The sequence below is a fragment of the Streptomyces sp. XH2 genome (assembly GCF_049725035.1).
Taxonomy (GTDB): domain Bacteria; phylum Actinomycetota; class Actinomycetes; order Streptomycetales; family Streptomycetaceae; genus Streptomyces; species Streptomyces roseoverticillatus.
Window position 1 is genome coordinate 105129 of sequence record NZ_JBMMMZ010000007.1, and the last position, 23939, is coordinate 129067.

General features: G+C 74.1%; 18 protein-coding genes. 3 read left to right on the top strand and 15 right to left on the bottom strand.

The window, feature by feature from the left end:
• Positions 1-11: 11 nt before the first annotated feature.
• The 7 genes from ACOTKD_RS15705 to ACOTKD_RS15735 form a co-directional block, all read right to left on the bottom strand.
• Entirely contained in the window at positions 12-593 is a 582-nt protein-coding gene (locus tag ACOTKD_RS15705) for a hypothetical protein (protein ID WP_424889558.1), read from the bottom strand.
• Entirely contained in the window at positions 590-2260 is a 1671-nt protein-coding gene (locus ACOTKD_RS15710) for a hypothetical protein (RefSeq protein ID WP_424889559.1), read from the bottom strand. The genes ACOTKD_RS15705 and ACOTKD_RS15710 overlap by 4 nt, the downstream gene beginning before the upstream one ends.
• A 221-nt stretch (positions 2261-2481) precedes the next feature.
• On the bottom strand, positions 2482-3471 hold the full coding sequence (locus ACOTKD_RS15715; RefSeq protein WP_424889560.1) for a malate dehydrogenase: 990 nt from the start codon (positions 3469-3471) through the stop codon (positions 2482-2484).
• 346 nt (positions 3472-3817) lie between these two features.
• Positions 3818-5017, bottom strand: a complete 1200-nt coding sequence (locus ACOTKD_RS15720; protein WP_424889561.1) for a DUF2690 domain-containing protein — start codon at positions 5015-5017, stop codon at positions 3818-3820.
• Positions 5018-5405: 388 nt separating this feature from the next.
• Positions 5406-6635, bottom strand: coding sequence for an NADP-dependent isocitrate dehydrogenase (locus tag ACOTKD_RS15725; protein ID WP_424889562.1), 1230 nt, complete (start codon positions 6633-6635; stop codon positions 5406-5408).
• A 113-nt stretch (positions 6636-6748) separates the two neighbouring features.
• Positions 6749-7261 carry a DUF3017 domain-containing protein gene (locus ACOTKD_RS15730; RefSeq protein WP_424889563.1) on the bottom strand — a complete coding sequence of 171 codons (513 nt, stop codon included), beginning with the start codon at positions 7259-7261 and terminating at the stop codon, positions 6749-6751.
• On the bottom strand, positions 7251-8120 hold the full coding sequence (locus ACOTKD_RS15735; protein ID WP_424889564.1) for a bifunctional methylenetetrahydrofolate dehydrogenase/methenyltetrahydrofolate cyclohydrolase: 870 nt from the start codon (positions 8118-8120) through the stop codon (positions 7251-7253). The genes ACOTKD_RS15730 and ACOTKD_RS15735 overlap by 11 nt, the downstream gene beginning before the upstream one ends.
• Positions 8121-8372: 252 nt before the next feature.
• On the opposite strand from ACOTKD_RS15735, the gene ACOTKD_RS15740 reads away from it, so the two are divergent.
• Positions 8373-8975, top strand: a complete 603-nt coding sequence (locus ACOTKD_RS15740; protein ID WP_424889565.1) for a hypothetical protein — start codon at positions 8373-8375, stop codon at positions 8973-8975.
• Between the two features lie 86 nt (positions 8976-9061).
• Here ACOTKD_RS15740 and purH read toward each other — a convergent pair whose 3' ends face one another.
• On the bottom strand, positions 9062-10609 hold the full coding sequence (gene purH, locus ACOTKD_RS15745; protein WP_424889836.1) for a bifunctional phosphoribosylaminoimidazolecarboxamide formyltransferase/IMP cyclohydrolase: 1548 nt from the start codon (positions 10607-10609) through the stop codon (positions 9062-9064).
• Positions 10610-10620: 11 nt separating this feature from the next.
• Positions 10621-11262 carry a phosphoribosylglycinamide formyltransferase gene (gene purN / locus ACOTKD_RS15750; protein WP_424889837.1) on the bottom strand — a complete coding sequence of 214 codons (642 nt, stop codon included), beginning with the start codon at positions 11260-11262 and terminating at the stop codon, positions 10621-10623.
• 307 nt (positions 11263-11569) lie between these two features.
• On the opposite strand from purN, the gene ACOTKD_RS15755 reads away from it, so the two are divergent.
• Positions 11570-12313, top strand: coding sequence for a hypothetical protein (locus tag ACOTKD_RS15755; RefSeq protein WP_424889566.1), 744 nt, complete (start codon positions 11570-11572; stop codon positions 12311-12313).
• 396 nt (positions 12314-12709) lie between these two features.
• Here ACOTKD_RS15755 and ACOTKD_RS15760 read toward each other — a convergent pair whose 3' ends face one another.
• The 6 genes from ACOTKD_RS15760 to ACOTKD_RS15785 form a co-directional block, all read right to left on the bottom strand.
• A complete protein-coding gene (locus ACOTKD_RS15760; RefSeq protein WP_424889567.1) occupies positions 12710-14662 on the bottom strand; it encodes a DUF6350 family protein in 1953 nt (650 codons plus the stop codon).
• A gap of 158 nt (positions 14663-14820) precedes the next feature.
• Complete coding sequence (gene sucD / locus ACOTKD_RS15765) at positions 14821-15705, bottom strand: succinate--CoA ligase subunit alpha (protein WP_106682084.1); 885 nt, start codon at positions 15703-15705, stop codon at positions 14821-14823.
• Positions 15706-15725: 20 nt separating this feature from the next.
• Positions 15726-16904, bottom strand: coding sequence for an ADP-forming succinate--CoA ligase subunit beta (sucC, locus tag ACOTKD_RS15770; RefSeq protein ID WP_424889568.1), 1179 nt, complete (start codon positions 16902-16904; stop codon positions 15726-15728).
• A gap of 279 nt (positions 16905-17183) precedes the next feature.
• Entirely contained in the window at positions 17184-18410 is a 1227-nt protein-coding gene (locus ACOTKD_RS15775; RefSeq protein ID WP_424889569.1) for a VWA domain-containing protein, read from the bottom strand.
• Complete coding sequence (locus ACOTKD_RS15780) at positions 18407-20926, bottom strand: DUF5682 family protein (RefSeq protein ID WP_424889570.1); 2520 nt, start codon at positions 20924-20926, stop codon at positions 18407-18409. Before ACOTKD_RS15780 ends, ACOTKD_RS15775 begins: the two co-directional genes overlap by 4 nt.
• Positions 20923-22035 carry an ATP-binding protein gene (locus ACOTKD_RS15785; protein ID WP_424889571.1) on the bottom strand — a complete coding sequence of 371 codons (1113 nt, stop codon included), beginning with the start codon at positions 22033-22035 and terminating at the stop codon, positions 20923-20925. The genes ACOTKD_RS15780 and ACOTKD_RS15785 overlap by 4 nt, the downstream gene beginning before the upstream one ends.
• Before the next feature lie 127 nt (positions 22036-22162).
• Between ACOTKD_RS15785 and ACOTKD_RS15790 the strand changes: the two genes are divergently transcribed.
• Positions 22163-23554, top strand: coding sequence for an SWIM zinc finger family protein (locus tag ACOTKD_RS15790; RefSeq protein WP_424889572.1), 1392 nt, complete (start codon positions 22163-22165; stop codon positions 23552-23554).
• Positions 23555-23939: the final 385 nt, after the last annotated feature.

A 23939-nucleotide genomic window follows, 5' to 3' on the forward strand; every position in this document is an offset into this window, starting at 1 on the left:
GCCCCGCCCCCTCACGCCAGCAGCCGGCCGGCCGCCTCGGCGACCGCCGCCGCCGATGCCAGCCCGCCGACGGCCGTGGCTCCGCTGCTCAGCAGGGCCCGCAGCCGCACCAGGCGGCCGCGCTGCGTGCGGCCCGTGCGGCGCGCCTCTGCCTCCAGGCCCGCGAGTTCGTCGCCGACCGCGTCGACGCCGTCGCCCTCGGCCCGTACGAGCAGGGGCAGTTGCCCGCGCAGCGCCGTGACGGCCGCCAGCAGCTCGGGCGTCACGGCCAGCAGGTCGCGGGAGGAGTCGACGGCCCGCGCCTCCCGGCCCGCGGCGACCGCGCCCCCGGAGAGCTCGCCGACGGCGATGCCGCCGTCGCGGGGCACGTCGGCGGGCACGCTCACCGGCGGGCCGGCGGGCTCGTCGCTTAAGCGGCCCTTCGCGCTGCCGCCCGTACCGGCGTCCCGGCCGGCGTCCCGTTGCCCCGCACCGCGGTGTTCGGCCCGGGCCCGTTCCCCCGCGGCGACGGCGCCGCCGGTCATGCGCCCGATGGCGATCCCGCCGCCGGTGCCACGGCCGTTGCCGTTCCTGTCGTCCTTGTGATCCGTCATGATCCCCCGTCCTTCGCGGTGTTCCTGGCCTGCGCGCCGCTGCCCGCGGCCACGGCGCCGCCGCTCATCGAGCCGATGAAGACGCCGCCCTCGCTGACCTGCACGATCTGCTGCTCGAACTGGTCGGTCTCGTAACCCTGGGAGCGCAGGGCGTCCCGCACGCCGCTCGCGATCCGGTCCTGGACCGTCTTCACGTAGCGGCTGATGTCCATCTCCTGGAACAGCGAGACGGAGTGCACCCCGGCGATCTCCCGCACCGACCCCGCCGGCCCGTCCGGGACCGCGCGGCGCGGGTCGGCCAGCCAGGTGCGGAAGCCGGCGACGGCCGTGCGGACCGCCGAGACGGCGGACGCGAACCCGGCGGCGGGCGCGGTCAGCAGGGCGCGGGCGCCGTCGCGCAGGATGTCGTCCTCGCCGCGGGACGCGATCACGTCGACCGCGCGGAACTCCGGCTTGACCGGCATGAGCACGTGCGGCACGACCTCCAGCACCAGCATCCCGCCCTGGGTGTGCACCCTGACCAGCACGGACACCACGACCTGCTCGTCCCAGGCGCCCACGCGGACCCGCAGGAAGTAGCGGCGCGCCTCGCCGCCCTCGTCCACGGCCTCGTGCAGGTGCTGCCGGACGACGGGCTCGTCGTAGCGGACCTCGGGCCGGTGCGGGCCCACCGGCAGGTAGACGAACTCCTCGACCTCCAGGTCCTTGAGCCGGTCGCGGCTGGTCGCGGCCGCGGAGTCGCGCAGCGCCTCCAGGCGGGGCCGGATCAGGTCCACGACGGTGCGGGCGGTGAACGGCGGCCGCTGACCGCCCTTCCCGCCGTCCCTGGGCTTGAGCTCCAGCACGAACGACCACGGCTCGTACGGGCGGCCCATGCCGATGAACGGGCGGGAGGGGTCGTAGATGGTCAGCCCCGCGTACTGCTCGCGGTCGATCGTCTCCGCGATGCGGCGGTGGTGGCGCGAGCGCGGCAGCGTGCGGGGGTGGCGGGCGAAGACCTCCCGCCCGAGCTCCAGGCGCATCACGGAGGCGACCCGCGACCGGTGCATCCACACGGGCAGCACGAGCAGCAGCGGGAAGAGCACGGCCGCCCAGCTGCCCACGCCCTCGAGCAGGGCGGCGACGGCCACGATCCAGTAGGCGAGCTGCAGCACGGGCGGGCCGACCGCCCGCAGGGCGCGCAGCGAGGCCCGGCCCTTGAGGGCCTGGCGCAAGGTGGACTTGTCGACGCCGTAGACGGCGCTCCCGCGCCCGGCGGCGGCCTGCCCGATCCAGTGCACCACGCACACCACGGCGTAGATGCCGGCCCACGGAAGCGGCACCTCCTCCGGAAGGCCCTCCGAGTCGTCGGTCACGGTTCCCGAGACGAAGAACGCGGCCCACAAGCAGGCCAGCAGCACCGCCGTGAGCACGTCCTGCGCCCGCGCCCGCAGCGCGTGGGTGAGCACCGGCACGACATCGATGCCGAGCGACGGCGCGATCGGCCGCTCCTCGTGCTCCACCAGCTCTTCGATGACGCGCCGCCGGAAGTCGAGGTCGAGATAGACCCCCGCGCACAGCAGCCGGGTGGCTTCGCTCCGCGCGTCCGGCCTGGCGGTACCGGCCGTTTTCGCCGGCCCGGACGACTTGGCCTGATCAGTTCTTGCGGATCCTGTGGATAACGTCATGAACTCTCCGATCGTCGAACTCACCTGCGAATAAGCAGGAGTTGACGGTTAGTCGGAGAACTCACAATAAGCCAATCCGGTTCTTGCGAACCCCTCCTTGCACCCGAATACCGGGCCGGAAATCGACCCCGTCCGGGTGTACCGCGGCACGCCTGTGCGCAAAAACGGGGGTGCCCCGGCAGCTGTCGCTGCCGGGGCACCCCCGTCGAAGGCGTTGCGGATCAGATGAGGCCGAGGGCGCGGACCGCGTCGCGCTCCTCTACCAGCTCCTGGACCGAGGCGTCGATGCGACCGCGGGAGAAGTCGTTGATCTCCAGGCCCTGGACGATCTCGTACTTGCCGTCCTTGCAGGTGACCGGGAAGGAGGAGATCAGGCCCTCCGGGACGCCGTAGGAGCCGTCCGACGGGATGCCCATGGAGGTCCAGTTGCCCTCGGCGGTGCCGTTGACCCAGGTGTGGACGTGGTCGATCGCGGCGTTGGCGGCGGAGGCGGCCGAGGACGCGCCGCGGGCCTCGATGATGGCCGCGCCGCGCTTGGCGACGGTCGGGATGAAGTCGTCGGCCAGCCACGCCTCGTCGTTCACGATCTCCGCGGCGTTCTTGCCGGCCACCTCCGCGTGGAAGATGTCCGGGTACTGGGTCGCGGAGTGGTTGCCCCAGATCGTCAGGCGCTTGATGTCGGAGACGGAGGCGCCCGTCTTCTTCGCCAGCTGCGAGATCGCGCGGTTGTGGTCCAGGCGCGTCATCGCGGTGAAGCGCTCGGCCGGGACGTCCGGCGCGGCGGCCTGGGCGATGAGGGCGTTGGTGTTGGCCGGGTTGCCGACGACGAGGACCTTGATGTCGTCCGCGGCGTGGTCGTTGATGGCCTTGCCCTGCGGCTTGAAGATGCCGCCGTTGGCCTCCAGCAGGTCACCGCGCTCCATACCCTTGGTGCGCGGGCGGGCGCCGACCAGCAGCGCGACGTTCGCACCCGCGAAGCCGACGTTCGGGTCGTCGGTGATGTCGATGCCGCGCAGCAGCGGGAAGGCGCAGTCGTCGAGCTCCATGGCGGTGCCCTCGGCGGCCTTCAGGCCCTGCGGGATCTCCAGCAGGCGCAGCTTGACCGGCACGTCCGCGCCGAGGAGCTGACCGGAGGCGATGCGGAAGAGCAGCGCGTAGCCGATCTGGCCGGCTGCACCGGTGACGGTGACATTGACGGGAGTGCGGGTCATGGCGATCTCCTGCTGCGAACTGGGGTGGGTGTCCCTGCCCATGATGTTCGGATCTCTCTCGGTATCAAGAGATCCGGCGTCAGGCTATCCGACCCGGCACGCTCCGAACCCCCGGCCCGGTGTGGGACGCCTCACCGTGCCGTCCCCGGCCCCTGTCCGGCGTATCACCGGCGCGCCCTCCGGGCCGGTCCCGGCATTCCGCCGGACCCTCGCCGTCGGGGTGCAGCGCCATGGCGGCGGGCCTTCTTCTCCGCCGCGACGGCGGAGAACCACAGCGCGGCCGGCCCGGCAGTGCCGAACCGTCCCGCAGTCCCGGCGGGCATCCGCCGGGGAGGCGGACCAGGCCCTAGCCCACCGAGGGCGGACCCCCCGACGGCGCGCCGCGAGGGACCGTGCACCCCTTCGCCCCCGTCGTCAGCGTCGCGCAGGCCTTCGCCTTGCCCGGTCCCGACACCGCCACCATCGGCGTGTAGCCGTCGGCGTCGCGCACGACCTTGCCGGACTCCGAACGGGCGGGCGTGCCGCCGTCCGCGGCCGCGTCTATCCGGACGGCGTCGCCCGGAACGGCCTGCGTTATGCGCGCCCAGGCCGCGCCGCACACCTGGCTGTAGCGGACCTCGACGTACGACGTGCCGACGGTCGCGGAGCCGGCGGTCGTCGCCCGGCCGCCGCCGCACCCCATGGCCTCGGGGTCCTTGCCGCCGCACTCCGCGCCCGTGCACTTCACCCCGGCGGGCAGGACCGCGGAGGGCGAGACGGGCGGTGCCACGGGGCCGGAGCCGTTGTCCGTGCCGCCGCCCACGCCCAGCAGCAGGACGGCCGCCGCGACGACGAGCAGGGCCCCCACGACGCCGGTGACGAAGAGGGCCGCCCGGCGGCGCGGCGCGGGGCCGTCGGCCGGGATGGCGTTCGCGCGGTAGTCCGGCGGCTGCGGCGACCGCGGGACGGCCTGCGGCCGCGGGTCCGCGCCGGAAGGGCCGGAGGGACCGGACGGGTCGGCAGGGGCGGAAGGGGCGGCGGAGGCGGAGGCGGCCGGGAAGCCGCCGGGCCCCGCGGCCCCCGAAGCGCTCTCCTCCGCCGTCGCCCGCCGCGCCGCCTCGTGGCAGAGCGGCTCCGAGATGACCGCCCCCGGCTGCCCGTCGGCCCGGGAGGCCTGTACGGCGCCCTGCGCCGCCCCCTGCGTCACCGTCGCGTCCTGCGGCGGGCCGAACTCGCCCAGCGCGGCCCGCGCCCGGGCGATCTGCGACGACTCCAGCGTGGAGTCGTGCCGCAGTTCGCTGCGGCTCCACGCCCGCTCGGCGAGCTCCCACATCGTGCTCAGGTGGACCACGTCGGTCCCGGTCGCTTCGGCGAGCGCCTCGGCGGCCCCCAGCGGCGGCAGCAGCCGCCCGCCGAGATAGCGCTCCCACGACGTCTTGCTGTATCCCGTGCGGTCCGCGACGGCGCCGATGCTCAGCCCGCTGCGCTCCACGAGTCTGCGCAGCTGTTCGGTGAATTCGCGCACTTCCGGGTCGAGTTCCTCCGGTAGCGCCCTCCAGCGAGGCATTGCACTCCCCTGTCCCCCGATACGTACGGGTCTCTTCCCGTTCCGTGACCCCTGCCGTGACGTACTGATCTGCTGACGTACTGATGTGCGTGCCGCGGCGCCCCATCCGCAGCCCCGGTGCTGGCTACCCAAGGGGATGCCGCAATCCAGCATGGCAGTTCCCACCGGCGGGGCGCATCGTGGCATTTGGGTTAATCGGAGGCCCCGGCATGCGCTCTTGTCACATCTGCTGCACAACTGATACGCGACGGCGAACTCGTCGCGGATCCGTCACCTCCCGGCCACAGCGGGCTTGAAGATCTTGAAACCGGCGCACCGGTTCAAGATCCTCTTATCCGGGCGGTGACCGGTCCTCCCACGGGGGTGGAGGACCGGTCACCGCGGCCGCTCACACGACGGCCGCGGGCACCAGCTTCCGCCGCAGGTTGGCGTCGAGGGCTTCAAGGAATTCCCCGGTCGTCAGCCAGGGGGTGTCCGCGCCGACGAGCAGCGCCAGGTCCTTGGTCATCCGCCCGTCCTCGACGGTCTCGACGCACACCCGCTCCAGCGCCTCCGCGAAGGCGGTGACCTCGGGCGTGCCGTCCAGCCTGCCGCGGTGGGCCAGGGCCCGGGTCCAGGCGAAGACCGAGGCGATCGGGTTGGTGGAGGTCTCCTTGCCCTGCTGGTGGCGGCGGTAGTGGCGGGTGACGGTGCCGTGCGCGGCCTCGGCCTCCAGCGTGCGGCCGTCGGGCGTCATGAGGACCGAGGTCATCAGGCCGAGCGAGCCGAAGCCCTGGGCGACGGTGTCGGACTGGACGTCGCCGTCGTAGTTCTTGCAGGCCCACACGTAGCCGCCGGGCCACTTCAGCGCGGACGCGACCATGTCGTCGATGAGCCGGTGCTCGTACGTCAGTCCGGCGCGGTCGAACTCCGGTCTGAACTCGGTGTCGAAGACCTCCTGGAAGAGGTCCTTGAACCGGCCGTCGTACTTCTTCAGGATCGTGTTCTTGGTGGACAGGTAGACCGGGTAGCCGCGGTCCAGGCCGTAGCGGAACGAGGCGCGCGCGAAGTCGCGGATCGAGGCGTCCAGGTTGTACATCGACAGCGCGACCCCGGGGCCCGGGAAGGCGAAGACCTCCAGCTCGACGGGTTCCGAGCCGTCCGCCGGGGTGAAGGTCATGGTGAGCGTGCCCGCGCCGGGGACCTTCAGGTCGGTCGCGCGGTACTGGTCGCCGAAGGCGTGACGGCCGACGACGATGGGCTTCGTCCAGCCGGGGACGAGCCGGGGCACGTTCCCCATGATGATCGGCTCGCGGAAGATCACGCCGCCGAGGATGTTGCGGATGGTGCCGTTGGGCGAGGGGTACATCGCCTTGAGGCCGAACTCCTCGACCCGCGCCTCGTCCGGTGTGATCGTCGCGCACTTCACGCCGACGCCGTGTTCCAGGATGGCGTGCGCGGCGTCGACGGTCACCTGGTCACCGGTGGCGTCGCGGTGCTCGATGCCCAGGTCGAAGTACTTCAGGTCGATGTCGAGGTGGGGCAGGATCAGCCGGTCCTTGATGGACCGCCAGATGATCCGGGTCATCTCGTCGCCGTCGAGCTCGACGACCGGGCCGACTACCTTGATCTTGGCCATGACGGGGACCGTCCCTCTCGCGGGCAGCACCGGCCCTCCCCCGCCCGCGAGGGCAGGAAAGGGATCACCTCGTCATCAAGCTACTCGAAATCCGGCAAAGCCGGGCAAACAAACTAAACCGTGAAGTGGAGGATGTCCTCCAGGAACGGCACCTTCAGCCACGGGTGCGGCTGCGCCATCAGGGACAGCAGCAGGATCGCCGCCCCCAGCCCGCCGTACGTGATCATGTCCGTGAAGCGGGAGCGCACGGCCAGCATGCCCACGGACGGCAGGGCCCAGCGCAGCACCGCGCCGCCGATCATCGCCAGCCCGATCAGCAGCGTCCCGACCCGGAACGCGCCCGCGGCGACGACCAGCAGGCCGAGCCCGGTCGCGCCCATGACCGCGAGCAGCGGCCACTGGCGCGCCGGCGCCGGGGCGTCCCCGGGAGCGGCGCGCCCGCCGCCCTCGGGGCGGGCGGTGTCCCGCGTGAGCTGGAAGCGGCGGCCCTTGCCGGCGCCGGGCTCTCGCCGGGGCTCGCCGGAGCCGGCGGCTCCGTTCGCCCCGGCCCGCCCGTGGGATCCGGCCCGCCCGTGGGATCCGGCCGGCCCGTCCGGCCCGGCCGCCCCGGCCGACTCAGCCCGCATTGCCGCTTCCGGCGGCGCGCTCCGCGGCCTCCACCACGTTCACGAGCAGCAGGGCCCGGGTCATCGGGCCGACGCCGCCCGGGTTCGGGGAGACCCAGCCGGCGACCTTGGCGACCGCCGGGTCCACATCGCCCATGATCTTGCCCTCGCCGTCGCGGCTGACGCCGACATCCAGCACGGCCGCGCCGGGCTTGACGTCCTCCGGCTTGATCAGGTGGCCCACGCCCGCCGCGGCGACGATGATGTCGGCCCGGCGCAGCTGCTCGGAGAGGTCACGGGTACCGGTGTGGCAGAGGGTGACCGTGGCGTTCTCGGTCCGGCGGGTCATCAGCAGGCCGATCGAGCGGCCGACGGTGATGCCGCGGCCGACGACGACCACGTGGGCGCCGTTGAGCTCCACGTCGTGGCGACGCAGGAGCTCGATGATGCCGTTGGGGGTGCAGGGCAGCGGGCCGGGCTCGCCCAGCACCAGGCGGCCCAGGCTCATCGGGTGCAGGCCGTCGGCGTCCTTGGCCGGGTCCATCAGCTCCAGGACGCGGTTGGTGTCGATGCCCTTGGGGAGGGGGAGTTGGACGATGTAACCGGTGCACTCGGGGTTGTCGTTGAGCTCGCGGACGACCGCCTCGATCTCCTCCTGCGTGGCCGTGTCCGGCAGTTCGCGCTGGATCGACGCGATGCCGACCTCGGCACAGTCGCGGTGCTTGCCCGCCACGTACCACTTGCTGCCGGGGTCGTCGCCGACGAGGAGGGTGCCGAGACCGGGCTGGACGCCGCGGGCCTTCAGCGCCTCCACGCGCGCCGTGAGTTCGGACTTGATCGCTGCTGCCGTGGCCTTGCCATCGAGAATCTGGGCGGTCATGACCCCATCCTCCCGGATGGGGTGGCCATGGTTCCAATCAGGGCGGTCCGCAGTTGGTGACGAATTCGCACCGGTTATTCCCGGGAGCCCCTGCAGCCCCGCCGATAGGGGTATCGGCTGGACAAAAGTCACAGCCCCGATAACGATGATCCGCGTGCCGCGGGCGAAAAACCGGGGGCGAGCCGCCGACACAACTCTCCTCCGAATGCCCGCGCCGTCCCCGCACGACAGCAACGGAGGAAATAGCCAGCCATGAGCTTCGGCGATCAGAACAACCCGTACGGCGCGCCCCAGCAGGCGCCCGGTTACGGCTATCCGCAGCAGCCCCAGGGCGCCCAGCCCGGCCAGCCGTACGCCGCCTACCCGCAGGCGCAGGGGGGTTACGCCGGTGTGCCGCAGGGCCCGCAGGTCATGCCGGGCATCACCAAGGCGGCCCGCATCATGCTGTACGCGATCGCCGCGGTGCACGTGATCGTGGCGGGCCTGTGCGCCGCCGCGGTCGCGGCGATCGGTGACGCGAAGAAGACCCACGGAGGCGGCACGGTCACCACCGCTCAGGGTGACACGGTGGACGCCGACACGGTCTTCGACGCCGGAAAGGGCGTTTTCGCGTTCCTCGCCGCGCTGGCCGTGATCTTTGCGATCCTCGGCATCATTCTCGCGGTGCGTTACGCCAAGGGTGGCAACGGCGTCCGCGTCGGTTCGATCGTCTACGCGGCGTTCGGCATCATCAGCGGTCTGGTGTGCATCGTCTTCTACGGCATCGGCCTCATCGCTCTGATCCTGTCGATCCTGGTGATCGTCTTCGCGGCCAAGCAGGCCTCGCAGGACTGGTTCCGCCGTCCGCGTTTCTAAAGCGGCGGCTCCCGCGGACCCGGAGGCCCGTACCCCTCGTCACCGAGGGGTACGGGCCTCCGGCCGTTCACCGGCGGAACCGGGGATCAGTGGAAGAAGTGCCGCGTACCCGTGAAGTACATCGTCACGCCCGCCGCCTTCGCGGCCTCCACGACCTGCTCGTCGCGGACCGAACCGCCCGGCTGCACCACGGCCTTGACGCCGGCGGCCGTCAGGACCTCCAGCCCGTCCGGGAAGGGGAAGAACGCGTCGGAGGCGGCGTACGAGCCGCGCGCCCGCTCCTCGCCCGCCCGCTGCACCGCGAGCTTCGCGGAGTCGACGCGGTTGACCTGGCCCATGCCGACGCCGACGGTCGCGCCGTCCTTGGCGAGCAGGATGGCGTTGGACTTCACGGCGCGGCAGGCGCGCCAGGCGAAGGCCAGCTCGGCGAGCTCGGCGGCGGAGAGCGCCTCGCCCGTGGCGAGCGTCCAGTTGGCCGGGTCGTCGCCCTCGGCCTGGAGGCGGTCCTTGGCCTGGACGAGGACGCCGCCCTCGACCGGCCGGGACTCGCCGTGCGCCTCGGGCGCGTCGGCGCAGCGCAGCACGCGGATGTTCTTCTTGCGGGCCAGCACCTCGACGGCGCCGTCCTCGTAGGCCGGGGCGACGATGACCTCGGTGAAGATCTCGGCGACCTGCTCGGCCATGGCGACCGACACGGGCCGGTTGACGGCGATGACGCCGCCGAAGGCGGACAGCGAGTCGCAGGCGTGGGCCTTGCGGTGGGCCTCGGCGACGTCCGAACCGGTCGCGATGCCGCACGGGTTGGCGTGCTTGATGATCGCGACGCACGGGTCGGCGTGGTCGTACGCCGCCCGGCGGGCCGCCTCGGTGTCCACGTAGTTGTTGTAGGACATCTCCTTGCCGTGCAGCTGCTCGGCGTGCGCGAGGCCCTTGCCCGTGCCGTCGGTGTAGAGGGCGGCGGGCTGGTGGGGGTTCTCGCCGTAGCGCAGGACCTGCTTGCGCTCGTAGGAGACGCCGATGAAGTCCGGCCAGGGGCCCTCGTCGGCGCCGTAGCCCGCGGCGAACCAGTTCGCGACGGCCACGTCGTACGCGGCGGTGTGCTGGAACGCCTCGGCGGCCAGGCGCTTGCGCTGCGCGAGGTCGAAGCCTCCGTCGGCGACGGCCTTGAGGACGTCCTGGTAGCGGCCGGGGCTGACGACGACGGCCACGGAGGGGTGGTTCTTGGCGGCGGCGCGGACCATCGAGGGGCCGCCGATGTCGATCTGCTCGACGCACTCGTCGGGCGAGGCGCCGGAGGCGACCGTCTCCCGGAACGGGTAGAGGTTGACGACGACCAGCTCGAAGGGCTCGACGCCCAGCCCGGCGAGCTGCTCGCGGTGCGCGTCGAGGCGCTGGTCGGCCAGGATGCCGGCGTGGACGCGCGGGTGCAGCGTCTTCACGCGGCCGTCCAGGCACTCGGGGAAGCCGGTCAGCTCCTCGACCTTGGTGACGGGGACGCCGGCCGCGGCGATCCGGGCGGCCGTGGAGCCGGTGGAGACGAGCTCGACACCGGCCTCGTGCAGACCACGGGCCAGCTCCTCCAGCCCGGTCTTGTCGTAGACGCTGACCAGCGCCCGGCGGATGGGCCGCTTCATACCTTCGGCGGTCACGGGATCCTTACCTTTCGTCCCTCTATGCGGTAGCCGTTGCGGGCCAGACGCCCCACGACATCGACGAGCAGCTCGCGCTCGACTTCCTTGATGCGCTCGTGCAGCGCGGATTCGCCTTCCTCGGTGTCCTCTTCCACGACCTCGACCACGCCCTGGGCGATGATCGGGCCGGTGTCGACGCCGTCGTCGACGAAGTGGACGGTGCACCCGGTCACCTTCACGCCGTACGCGAGCGCGTCGCGCACGCCGTGGGCACCGGGGAAGCTGGGCAGCAGGGCGGGGTGCGTGTTGACGATGCGCCCGCCGTAGTGCGCGAGGAATTCCTTCCCCAAGATCTTCATGAAGCCGGCCGAGACGACGAGGTCCGGCTCGTACGCCGCCGTGGCCTCGGTCAGCGCGCGGTCCCAGGCCTCGCGCGAGGGGTGGTCCTTCACCCGGCGGACGAACGTGGGGATCCCGGCGCGCTCGGCGCGCTCCAGGCCGGCGATGCCGTCCCGGTCGGCGCCCACGGCAACGACCCGCGCGCCGTAGCCCTCGGGATCGGCGGCGATCGCGTCGAGCAGGGCCTGCAGGTTGGTGCCGGAGCCGGAGACGAGGACGACGAGGCGGGCGGGGGGCGCGGGAGGCGGGGAGGCCACGGTGGGGCCCTTTCTCGCGGGCGGGAGCGGTGTGACGGCCGTATTCATGGCCGTACGGTGGACAGCGCCGTACGGTTTGTATGGTCGTACGAGACGAGGGTGCCGCGGAATACGGGGGACTCTACGAACCCGCCGACCGGCAGCAACGATACCGGCACACCGAACGGCCCCCGCGGGACGGGGGCGGCCGCGGAAGGTAGCGTCTGGAAGCGGTGCCCGGAAAGCGTGGTGCCACATGCACGGAATCCGGGCGCGACGCCGTACGTTCGGAGTGCGGTAGACGACACAAGGGGAAGACACACTCCACATGCCGGACCGACGCCGTGACGCGGCTCACCGCCCCTCCCCGTCCCCGGACGAGCAGCGGGACAACCCCTTCGCGCCGCCGCCCGAGGGAACGCCCGACCGGCCGTGGCAGCCGCGCGAGCCGCAGCAGCCGCAGGGCCGGGGGAACGGCGGGGGCGGCGAGGGCGGCGAGGGCGGCGACGGACCGGAAGGCCCCGAGGGCCCGGAGGGGCAGCGGCCCCCGGCGTGGGGCAGCCAGTGGAGCAGCCGGCAGCCCGGCCGCCACGACGGCGGCTTCGGCGGCGGTCCTGGCGGAACCGGCGGCCCGGGCGGTGGCGGCCTGCGCTGGGACCCGACGGACCCCGCCCAGCGGCGCGCCCGCTACGCCCTCCTCGCGGGCATGTGGGGCTTCTTCTTCGCCCTCTTCAGCATCCCGTACGTCGCCCTGCTGCTCGGCGCCCTCTCGATCTACTGGGGCGTCAGCTCCCTCCGCGCCAAGCCCCGGCCCCGGCGCACGGACCCCGACATCCCGGCGGGCCCGCCGACCCCGACGCCCGGCGCGTTCAAGCCGCAGACCACGGCGGCGGTGAGCGGCCTGGTGACGGGCGGGCTGGCCCTGGCCATCGTGGCGGCGACGTTCGTCTTCCAGATCGTCTACAGCGACTACTACACGTGTGTGGACGACGCCCTGACGCAGAGCTCGCAGCAGGCGTGCGAGCGGCACCTCCCGAAGCAGCTGAGGCCGCTGCTGGGGAACCGGGACTAGCCGCCTCCGGCGCGACGGACGCCCACCGGCGGTGACCGGATGTTCCGCCGGACCCTCACCGTCGCACTTCCTCACCGCGGCGGGCACTTTCCTTCCGCCGCCACCGCGCGAAGCCACAACGGCACGGACCGGCGGTGCCGTCGCGAAGCCACGACGGCGCGGGGCGGTGCCGGACACGCCGCAACCCGGCACGGCTCCACCGGACAGCGGACGCACCACCGGCAGTGACCGGGCATACCGCCGGACCCTCACCGTCGTGGCGGTTCGCCGTTGCGGCGATTCGCTGTGCGGCGGACATCCTTGCGTGGGCCAGCAGGCCCTGACCTGGGCGACCGGCCCGGCAAGGCCCCGTCCGTGCGGCGCTCAAGTCCCGGCCCAGGGCGGAGCCCCCGGCGTTCAGCCCCGGTCCGGGTTCGCGTCCCGCGGTTCGAAGTCCGGCACCAGCCCGCCCCCGGACTCCCGCAGCGCCGCCCACCGCACCTGCCGCGCCCGCGAGTCGTGCCAGGCGGGCACGACCGTTCCCGCCCGGGCGCCCTCGGGCCGCGCCCCCTTGGGCCGGGCCCGGCGACCGAACCAGCCCCGCCGCTCCGGCCCGGCCTCCGGCCCGCACGCGGCGGCCGGCGCCGCCGCGAAGGGCGCGGGGGCCGGCCGCACCGGCAGGGCCTCCACCGGCGTCCGGGTGGCGAAGGACAGCGTCGGCGTGTCGGCGCAGGCGCCCGGGACGGCGCGGGGTGATCCGAAGCCCAGCCATGCCCCGACCGCCCGCGCGGCCCGCGCGCCGGTCCACCAGCGCCCGCGCCCACGCCGCTCGTGCCGTTCCGGACGCACCCGCCGGTGGGCGCCCGCGGGAATCCGTACGGGCGCCGCAGGGCGCGGGGACGCCGGAGCCGCGCCCGCCGGGGCCACGGCCCCCACGGGCCGGGCAGGGGCGGCCGCCGCGGCCTCGGCGGGCCGCTCCACCGGCATGCCCCCCAGCGCGACCCGCCGCCGCAGCCACCGCAGCACCAGCGCTCCCGGCACGCTGACGGCCGTCGTCCAGGCGAGCGCGGCCGCGCCGACGAGCCGGGACGAGGGCCCGAACGTGGCGAGGACGGACGCGCCCAGCGAGCCGCCCGCCGCGTAGGCCAGCAGGGTGACGACCAGCGCGCAGAAGAGGGAGCCGAGGGCGGCGATGCCCGCGGTCTCGCCGGCCCCGGACCGCGCGAGGTCCGCGGAGCGCCGCGGCACGGCGGCGTAGGCGACGGTCACTCCGGCCGCGAGGCTCACCGCGGCCGAGGCCGCGAGCGGCAGCGGCTCGGCGGGGCCGGGCGTGGGGAGGATCGCGAAGAGCGGGAAGGACGGCAGCAGCGGGTAGGCCGTGATCCCGAGGGGCGCGACCGCGCCGGCCGTGCCGACGGCGAAACCCGGGCCGAGCCCGTAGGCCGCCGCCCAGACCACGGCGTTGGGCAGCAGGGCGAGGCACAGCAGCAGCACCGCGGCGCGGCCCGACCAGGCCGCCGTGATCTGCAGGAGGGACTCGTGGGCGGCGCCCGCGTGGACGGCGAGGGAGCCCGCGAGGAGGACGGCGGCGCCGCTGAGCAGGACGACGGTGCCGGCCGTCGCCGCACCGGCGGCCGCGGCGACCCGGTCCCGGGTGAACCAGCCCCGCAGGCGCGCGGGGACGACGGCGAGCGCGCGGCGCACGAACGGCGGCGGGGCCCCGTAGGGGCGGCCCAGGGCGGCCCACGTCCCGGCGGCGACGGACGCGCCCGCCACGACCGGCACGTGCAGCAGGGCGCTCAGCGGCTCGACGCGCACGGGGCCGGAGGAGGCGTAGAGGGCGGCGCACACGGCGACGAGCAGGTAGCCGCAGAGGAGGGTCAGGGCGGCGCGGCGCGGGGCGGGGCCGGGGGCCGCCACGGGTTCGGGAGCACCGGCGCCGGCCGGGTCCTCCTCGGCCGGCAGCATGACGTCCGGGTACGGAGTGTCGTCCTCGTCGTCCGCGGGCTCGTCCGGCGGTTCCAGGGCGTGCCGCGCGGCCCGGTAGAGCAGCCAGCAGGGCAGGACGGTCAGCAGCATCGGCGTGAGGCCGATCGGGGCGGGCGCCCCGGTGAGGGTGTCCGTGCGGACGAGGCCGGCGCCGTGCGCGAGCAGCCACAGGCCGGCGGCGGCGCGCAGGGCCTCGCCCGCACCGCCGTCCGGGTACGGCGAGGTGATCCACAGCAGCAGGACGACCACGGCCAGCGCCCCGAGCCCCAGGCCCGCGGCGATCGCCCCGCCGACGAACACCGTGCCCGCCGGTGGCGGCGCGCTCGCGGCGGGCCGGCCGGGCGCGGGCAACGGCGGGCTGTGCTCGGCATCTTGGGTCACGTGGTCATGCTGCCAAGAACACGGCTTTCGTTCGGGTAGCGGGTAAATGACCGTCGTGTCGCTTTTGATACGCGGATAAACCTATTGGAAGCGCATTGAAACGGGCACGGGCCCGCACCCCTCTCGGGGTGCGGGCCCGTACTGCGGAACCGTCAGGCTCAGGCGCCCAGCGCGGCGCGCGCGAGGCGGGCCGTCTCGGACGGGGTCTTGCCGACCTTCACACCGGCGGCCTCGAGGGCCTCCTTCTTCGCCTGGGCGGTGCCGGACGAACCGGAGACGATGGCGCCGGCGTGGCCCATGGTCTTGCCCTCGGGCGCGGTGAAGCCCGCCACGTAGCCGACGACCGGCTTGGTGACGTTGGCCTTGATGAAGTCCGCGGCACGCTCCTCGGCGTCGCCGCCGATCTCGCCGATCATCACGATCAGCTCGGTCTCCGGGTCGGCCTCGAACGCGGCGAGCGCGTCGATGTGCGTGGTGCCGATGACCGGGTCGCCACCGATGCCGACGGCGGAGGAGAAGCCGATGTCACGGAGCTCGTACATCATCTGGTAGGTCAGCGTGCCGGACTTGGACACGAGACCGATGCGGCCGGGCTTGGTGATGTCGCCCGGGATGATGCCGGCGTTGGACTGGCCCGGGGTGATGAGACCGGGGCAGTTCGGGCCGATGATGCGGGTCTTGTTGCCCTTCGAGCCCGCGTACGCCCAGAAGGCGGCGGAGTCGTGGACGGCGATGCCCTCGGTGATCACGACGGCCAGCGGGATCTCGGCGTCGATCGCCTCGACGACGGCGGCCTTGGCGAACGCCGGCGGGACGAAGACGACGGTGACGTCGGCACCGGTCTTCTCCATCGCCTCGGCGACCGAGCCGAAGACGGGCACGGAGGTGCCGTCGAAGTCGACCTCGGTGCCGGCCTTGCGCGGGTTCACGCCACCGACGATGTTGGTGCCGTCGGCCAGCATGAGCTTGGTGTGCTTCATGCCCGTGGCACCGGTCATCCCCTGGACGATGACCTTGCTGTCCTTGGTGAGGAAGATAGCCATGGTTGTGGAGTCCTCGTCCCTTACTTAGCCGCAGCCAGCTCGGCGGCCTTGTCGGCCGCGCCGTCCATGGTGTCCACGCGCTGGACCAGCGGGTGGTTGGCGTCCGACAGGATCTTGCGACCCAGCTCCGCGTTGTTGCCGTCGAGGCGCACGACCAGCGGCTTGGAGACGTCCTCGCCCTTGCTCTTGAGGAGCTCCAGGGCCTGGACGATGCCCTTGGCGACCTCGTCGCACGCGGTGATGCCACCGAAGACGTTGACGAAGACGGACTTGACGTCCGGGTCGCCGAGGATGATCTCAAGACCGTTGGCCATGACCTCGGCCGAGGCGCCGCCACCGATGTCGAGGAAGTTGGCGGGCTTGACGCCGCCGTGGTTCTCACCGGCGTACGCGACGACGTCGAGGGTGCTCATGACGAGACCCGCGCCGTTGCCGATGATGCCGACCTGGCCGTCGAGCTTGACGTAGTTCAGGCCCTTGGCCTTGGCGGCCGCCTCGAGGGGGTTGGCCGCGGCCTTGTCCTCGAGCGCCTCGTGCTCCGGCTGGCGGAACTCGGCGTTGGCGTCCAGGGACACCTTGCCGTCGAGGGCGAGGACGTCGCCGTTCGCGACCTTGGCGAGCGGGTTGACCTCGACGAGGAGCGCGTCCTCGGCGACGAAGGTCTTCCACAGGGTCACCATGACCTCGGCGACCTTCTCGGCGACCTCGGCCGGGAACTTCGCCTGGGCGACGATCTCACGGGCCTTCTCGATGGTGACGCCCTCGTTGGCGTCGACCGGGACCTTCGCGAGCTTCTCGGGGGTCGTGGCGGCGACCTCCTCGATGTCCATGCCGCCGGCGACGGACGCCATGGCGAGGAAGGTGCGGTTGGTCCGGTCGAGGAGGTACGAGACGTAGTACTCCTCGATGATCTCCGGAGCGGTCTCGGCGATCATGACCTTGTGGACCGTGTGGCCCTTGATGTCCATGCCGAGGATGTCCGTCGCGCGGGCGACGGCCTCGTCCGGGGTGGCGGCGAGCTTCACGCCACCGGCCTTGCCACGGCCACCGACCTTGACCTGGGCCTTGACGACCGACTTGCCGCCCAGCCGCTCGGTCGCCTCGCGGGCCGCCTCAGGCGTGTCAATGACTTCACCGGCCAGCACCGGTACACCGTGCTTGGCGAAGAGGTCCCTCGCCTGGTACTCGAACAGGTCCACGCGCGTCCGTCCCTTTTCCATGGATATCGCGGTTCGTTGTCTGCGCGGGCGTGCCGCTGGGCGGCGTGACGACGCGATCTCCGCAGAGGTCCGGGGTTGCGCCCCGGGGTAGCACGGGCGAGGGCGGCACACGTTCACCGTTGACGCGGCATGTCCGTCTCGCAGGTTATCCCCGCCGGAGGGGCGGCCCTAAATCACAGGTCACACTACGGCCGTGATTACGCTCACAGATCGCGACGGAATCCGTACGCATCCGGGTTACCTCCCCACGCATCCGGACTACGGGGAGGGCTCGGCCGCCGGGCGGGCGGCCGTGCCGGGCACGGGCAGGGGTCGCTTCTCCAGGGCCGCGGCCATCACCTCCGGGAAGAGGTCCGGGGTGCAGGCGAAGGCGGGCGCGCCGAGGGCCGCCAAGGCCGCCGCGTGCTCGCGGTCGTAGGCCGGGGCGCCCTCGTCGGAGAGCGCGAGCAGCGTCACGAACCGCACTCCGGCCGCCTTCATGGCCGCCACCCGTTTGAGCATCCCGTCCCGGATCCCGCCCTCGTAGAGATCACTGATGAGGACCACCACGGTTTCCGCCGGGCGGGTGATGCGGGACTGGCAGTAGGCGAGCGCGCGGTTGATGTCGGTGCCGCCGCCGAGCTGGGTGCCGAAGAGCACGTCGACCGGGTCGGACAGTTGGTCGGTGAGGTCCACGACGGAGGTGTCGAAGACGACGAGGCGGGTGTCGAGGGAGCGCATCGAGGCGAGGACGGCTCCGAAGACGGAGGCGTAGACGACGGAGGCGGCCATGGAGCCGGACTGGTCGATGCAGAGGATCACGTCCTTCTTCACCGACCGCGCGGCCCGGCCGTAGCCGACGAGGCGCTCGGGGACGACCGTGCGGTACTCGGGCAGGTAGTTCTTGAGGTTCGCCCGGACGGTGCGGTCCCAGTCGATGTCGCGGTGGCGGGGGCGGGCGATGCGGGCCGAGCGGTCGAGGGCGCCGGTGAGGGTGGCGCGGGTGCGCGTGGCCAGGCGCTTCTCCAGGTCCTCGATGACCTTGCGGACCACGGCCCTGGCGGTCTCCTTCGTCGTCTCGGGCATCGCCTTGTGGAGCGAGAGCAGCGTGCCGACGAGGTGGACGTCGGCCTCGACGGCCTCCAGCATCTCGGGCTCCAGGAGCAGCGAGGCGAGGCCGAGCCGGTCGATGGCGTCGCGCTGCATCACCTGAACGACGGACGCCGGGAAGTACGTGCGGATGTCCCCCAGCCAGCGGGCGACGCGGGGCGCGGAGCCGCCGAGGCCGGCCTCGCGCGGGCCGGAGCCCTGGGCGGCCGGGTCTCCCTGGCCGCCGTAGAGCGCCTCCAGGGTGCGGTCCATGGCGGAGTCGGCGCCGCTCAGTGCGGCGAACCCGCCGCCGGCGCCCGCGGCGGGGTCCATGGCGGAGTCCGCGCCGAGGACGAGCCGCCAGCGGCGGAGGCGCTCGGCGGCGGGATCGGTGTGGGTGTGGGTGTCCGTGCTCATCCTCGTTCTCCCCCTGTGTGTGCCGTGCCCAGCAGCAGGCGCATCGTCGGCAGCACCGCCGCCGCCCGCTCCTCGTCGAGGCGCGCCCCGGTCGCGGGCGGCGTTCCCGCCGCTCCCGGGCCGCCCCGGCGTATCTGCCGGCCCACCGCGCGGCGCGTTCCCGGGTCGAACGCGGAGAAGGTGCGGCGCAGCAGCGGCAGGACGCCGGGGAAGGCGGCGGCCGGTACCCCCGTGAGCCACTCGTCGACGAGGGAGAGCAGGCGCTCGTCGTGGACGAGGAGCATGCCGCCGGGCCCGCCGCTGCCGAGGAACCCCTCGATCCAGGCGGCGGCCTCGGCCGGCTCAGTGCCTGCGGAGAGGGCGAGCCCCATGAGCCGGGCGGCCCGGCCGCCGGGAAGCAGCCCGTCGTCGAGCAGCAGCCGCGCGGCCCGCCCGCGGATCCCGCCGGGCAGCCCGTCCCGCCCGGCGAGCACCCCGAGCACGGCGGCCCAGCGGTGCCGGAGGGCGGGCGGGGCGGCGTCGGCCGGGGAGCCCGCGGCCAGCAGGCCCACCGCCTGGTGGACCTCGTCCACCAGGCCCCGCATGGTGGCCGCGGCGTCCGCGTCCAGGCCCGCGCACGCGGCGGGAAGGCCTACGAACACGCGCTCGGCCAGGCCTTCGGCCACTTCGCCGAGCGCGGCGGTGTCCGTGCGGCGGACGTCGCCGTAGCGCACGGAGCGGACCAGGGCCGGGAGGGCCTCGGCGAGGTGGGCGACGTCCGTGTCGAGCGCGGCGCGGTCGGCCAGGGCGCGCATCACGGTGGGCAGTGCGCCGGGCAGGCCGGCGAGCAGGCAGTGCTCGGCGAGAGCCGTGACGTCGGCGAGGGCCGTGGTGCCGGCGGCCCCGGCCTCGGCCCGGGCGGTGGCCGCGGTGAGCACGGTCGTGCCCCAGGCGGAGGCCTCGGCGACCCGGACCGCCAGCTCGGGCTCCCAGGTCAGCCGCCAGGACTCACGGAAGGTGCCGGTCCCCCCGCGGGAGCGGACGGGCTCGCCCCAGTCGACGCCGAGGAGCCGCAGCCGGTGGAGCAGGCGGCTGCGCGCGGCGTCGGTGTCCTTGCGCAGGTCGAACTCCCAGTCGCGGGCGTCCGCTTCGGGCTTGAGGCGCAGGCTGCGCTGGAGGCGGGCGAGGTCGCGCTGCAGGGGCGTGGCCGGGGCCGTGCCGGGGACCTCGCCGAGGACGTTGCCGACGACGAGCCGGTCCCGTACGAGCGCGAGCGGCACGTCGGAGCCGTCGCACATCACGGCCCTGACGGCGTCGGTGGTCTCGGTGAGCCCGGCGAGGGGGCGGCCGCGCAGGGAGGCGAGGGTGCCCGCGAGCCGGACGGCCTCGATGACGTGGGCGGAGGAGACGGGGAAGTCCTCGTCCCGGAGCAGCCGGGCGACCTTGGTGAGCCAGCGTTCGAGGGGGCGGTCGGGGGCGTGGAAGAGGTGGCCGTACCAGCCGGGCGCGTCGATGCCCGCGCCGTAGCCGCTGTGGCGGGAGAGCCTCCGGTGGGTCCAGGGGACCCAGCTGAGCTCGGCCTTGACCTTGGGCAGGCCTTTGAGGGCCTGCCGGTCGGCGGTGACGGTCCGCTTCGCGGTGAGGGCGGGGACGTGCCAGGCGCCGCAGACGACGGCGATCCCGTCGCCGAACCGCCGCCGGGCGTCGCGGATCCTGAGCCGCATGTGGGCTTCGCGGACGAGGTCCCGGGCGCCGTCGGGCAGGTCGCCGCCGACGGCGGCGTCACTGCCGCCGTCGCTGCCGTCCCCGAACGCGGACCGGAGTTCGGCCATGGCGGCGGCGAGCGCGGCGAAGGGGGCGAGGGCATCGCCGCCGTCCTCGCCGCGGCGGTGCTCGACGGCGTCTTCCCACCACCGTTCGGGGTCGTCGTAACCGGCTGCCGCGGCCAGCGCGGCGAGGGGGTCGAGACGGGGGGCGGTGTGCGGGGCGGCGGAGCCCGCCGTGGGCTCCGGGCCCGCGCCCGGCTGCGGCCCGCCGCGGCCGTGGGCCCGGCGAGGCACCGCGTGCGGAGCGGTCGCCGCTTCCGGCCCGGCCGGGTCCGGGGCGGCGTCGCCCGGAGTGCTCGCGCCGCCGGCCTTCGGGCCGTCCGGTCCCGGTGTCGTGCAGGCGGGGTCCGGGGCGGGGCGTTCCCCGTCGTCTCCGCCCAGCGCGAGCGTGTGCGTCGCCGGCAGGTCGATGAACCGTACGGGCACCCCGTGCGCGAGGGCCCAGCGGATCGCCACCCACTCCGGGGAGAACTCGGCGAACGGCCAGAACGCGGCGCGGCCCGGGTCGTCCGCCGCGTGGGCGAGCAGCGCGACGGGCGGCCGCATGCCCTCTTCGTCCGCGAGGTGGACGATCGCGTCGGCCTCGGGCGGGCCCTCGATGAGCACGGCCGCGGGCCGGCACTGCTCCAGCGCGGCCCGTACGGCCCGCGCGGAGCCGGGGCCGTGGTGACGGATGCCCAGCAGGAAGGGGCCGGAGCCGGGGCCGGTCACGCGGAGACCTCGCGGCAGGCGCGGTAGAAGTCCTTCCAGCCGTCCCGCTCGCGGACGACGGTCTCCAGGTACTCCTGCCAGACGAGCCGGTCCGCGGCCGGGTCGCGGACGACCGCGCCGAGGATCCCCGCGGCCACGTCGCCCGCGCGCAGCACGCCGTCGCCGAAGTGGGCGGCGAGGGCGAGGCCGCCGGTGACGACGGAGATCGCCTCGGCCGTGGAGAGCGTGCCCGAAGGGGACTTGAGCTTCGTGCGGCCGTCGGTGGTGACGCCGTCGCGCAGCTCGCGGAAGACGGTGACGACGCGCTGGATCTCGTCGGTGCCGTCGGGCACGGACGGCAGGTCGAGGGAGCGGCCGATCTGGTCGACGCGCCGGGAGACGATGTCGACCTCGTCCTCGGGCGTGGCGGGCAGGGGCAGGACGACGGTGTTGAAGCGGCGGCGCAGGGCGCTGGAGAGGTCGTTGACGCCGCGGTCGCGGTCGTTGGCGGTGGCGATCAGGTTGAAGCCGCGGACGGCCTGCACTTCCTCGCCCAGCTCGGGGATGGGCAGGGTCTTCTCGGAGAGGATGGTGATCAGGGTGTCCTGGACGTCGGCGGGGATGCGGGTGAGCTCCTCGACGCGGGCGGTCAGGCCCTGGGCCATGGCCCGCATGACGGGGCCGGGCACGAGCGCCTCGCGGCTGGGGCCGTGGGCGAGGAGCCGGGCGTAGTCCCAGCCGTAGCGGATGGCCTCTTCCGGGGTGCCGGCCGTGCCCTGGACGAGGAGCGTGGAGTCGCCGCTGACGGCGGCGGCCAGGTGCTCGGACACCCAGGTCTTGGCGGTGCCGGGCACGCCGAGCAGGAGCAGGGCGCGGTCGGTGGCGAGCGTGGTGACGGCGACTTCGACGACGCGGCGCGGGCCCACGTACTTGGGCGTGATCACGGTGCCGTCGGGCAGGGTGCCGCCGAGCAGGTAGGTGGCGACGGCCCACGGCGAGAGCCGCCAGCGCTCGGGGCGGGGCCGGTCGTCGGCGGCCGCGAGGGCCTTCAGCTCGCCGGCGAAGGCGTGCTCCGCGTGCGGGCGCAGGGCTTCGGATCGGGCTTGGGCTTCGGTTCCGGGCACGGTCACAAGTCCCCCTCGGTGTGCGGTTCCGGGATGCGTGAACCACCCTGCACCACCCCACTGACAATGAGCCGGGACGTGTCGAACCCGCAGGTCAGGGCGATTGTCAGTGGGGGGTCCTAGCGTTTGGGCCATGAATCCGCAGGGGGAACGCTGGACGGCGGAGACGGTGCTCGCACTGGCGCCTGACGCCGCATCACGCAAGGCAGGAAGCAAGCTCGCGGCGCCCGGTCCGTGGTCGGGCGCGGGGGCCCGTCCGGAGGGCGGCGGGGGCGCGGTCTGGGGGGAGTGCTCCGGCAGTGGCAGCACGCCGTACCGCACGGTGGTGGATCTGTCCGAGGAGGGCGGGCCGGGCTTCAACTGCTCCTGCCCGAGCCGCAAGTTCCCGTGCAAGCACGCGCTGGGGCTGCTGCTGTTGTGGGCCTCCGGCGAGGCCGCGGTGCCCGTCGCGCAGGACGCTCCGCCCGGCTGGGCGGGGCAGTGGCTGGACCGGCGGCGGCAGCGCGCCGAGCAGGCCGCTGCGGGGCCGGGGGCCGCCGCGCCGGTGACGCCCGCGGACGAGGAGGCGGCCCGGCGGCGAGGGGAGCGCCGGGCCGCGCGGATCTCCGCGGGCGTCACGGAGCTGGAGCAGCGGCTGACGGATCTGCTGCGCGGAGGGCTCGCGTCCGCGGAGGGCGCGGGGTACGGGCAGTGGGACGAGACGGCGGCCCGCATGGTCGACGCGCAGGCGCCCGGGCTGGCCTCGCGCGTACGGGAGTTGGCGTCGCTGCGGGGGTCGGGGGCGGACCGTGCGGGGCGGCTGCTGGAGGAGTGCGCCCTGCTGCACACCCTCAACCAGGGCTGGCTGCGCCGGGAGGAGCTGCCGGATCCCCTGGCCGCGACGGTCCGGTCGCGGGTCGGCCTGACCACGGACGCCGCGGCGCTGCTCGCGTCCGGGCCGCCGGTCCGCGACCACTGGCTGGTGCTGGCGCAGCGGGACGGCGACGACGGGCGGCTGATCACGCGCCGCATCTGGCTCTACGGCCGCGGCTCGGGCCGGATGGCCCTGCTCCTCTCCTACGGAGCGGCCGGGCGGGCGCCCGAACTGTCGCTGCCCGTGGGCCTGTCCGTCGACGCCGACCTCGTCTACTACCCGGCGGCCCGCCCGCTGCGCGCGGCGCTCGGCACGCGCCATGCGCCGCCCGGGGAGAGCGCCGGACCGCCGCCGGGCGGCAGCGTGGCGGCGGCCCTCTCCGCGTACGGCGCGGCCCTGTGTGACGACCCCTGGCTGGAGACGTGGCCGGTCGTCCTCGAAGACGTGGTCCCGGTCCCGCCGCCGGGCCCGTCCCCGGAGGCCGACGGCTGGCAACTGGCCGACGCGGGCGGAGAGTCGGCCCTCGCGGTCGATCCGCGGGCACGGGAGAGCCAGGGCCTGTGGCAACTGACATCGATATCGGGCGGCGCCCCGGTCACGGTCTTCGCCGAGTACGGCCACGGGGGCGCGGTGCCGCTGGCCACGTGGGGTGCGGAGCTGGTGCCGCTCTGACGCCCCGGGCTCCGTGCGCTGCACACCCGCGCACCCGCCCCTTTCCACCGCACCGGGCCGGCCGGCCCTTCACCTCCGCCGCAACGGCGCCCAACCACCGACAAGGCACCCGGCGGTGCCGAACCAACCGGATGCGGGCACGGCACCGCCGAGCACGCCCGTGGGGGCTGTTCTCCGCCGCGGCGGAGACAGGGGCACGGCGCCCCTGCCCACCCGGCCGCGGCGGCGCGCGAACTGACCGGGTACGCGCACGACACCGCCGAGCACGCCCGCAGGGGCTGAGCGCCGCCGCGGCAGAAACAAGGCGCGGGCACCCCCAACCACCCCGCCGCAACGGCGCGCAACCACACACCACGCACCCGGCGGTGCCGAAGCCGCCGCTGGT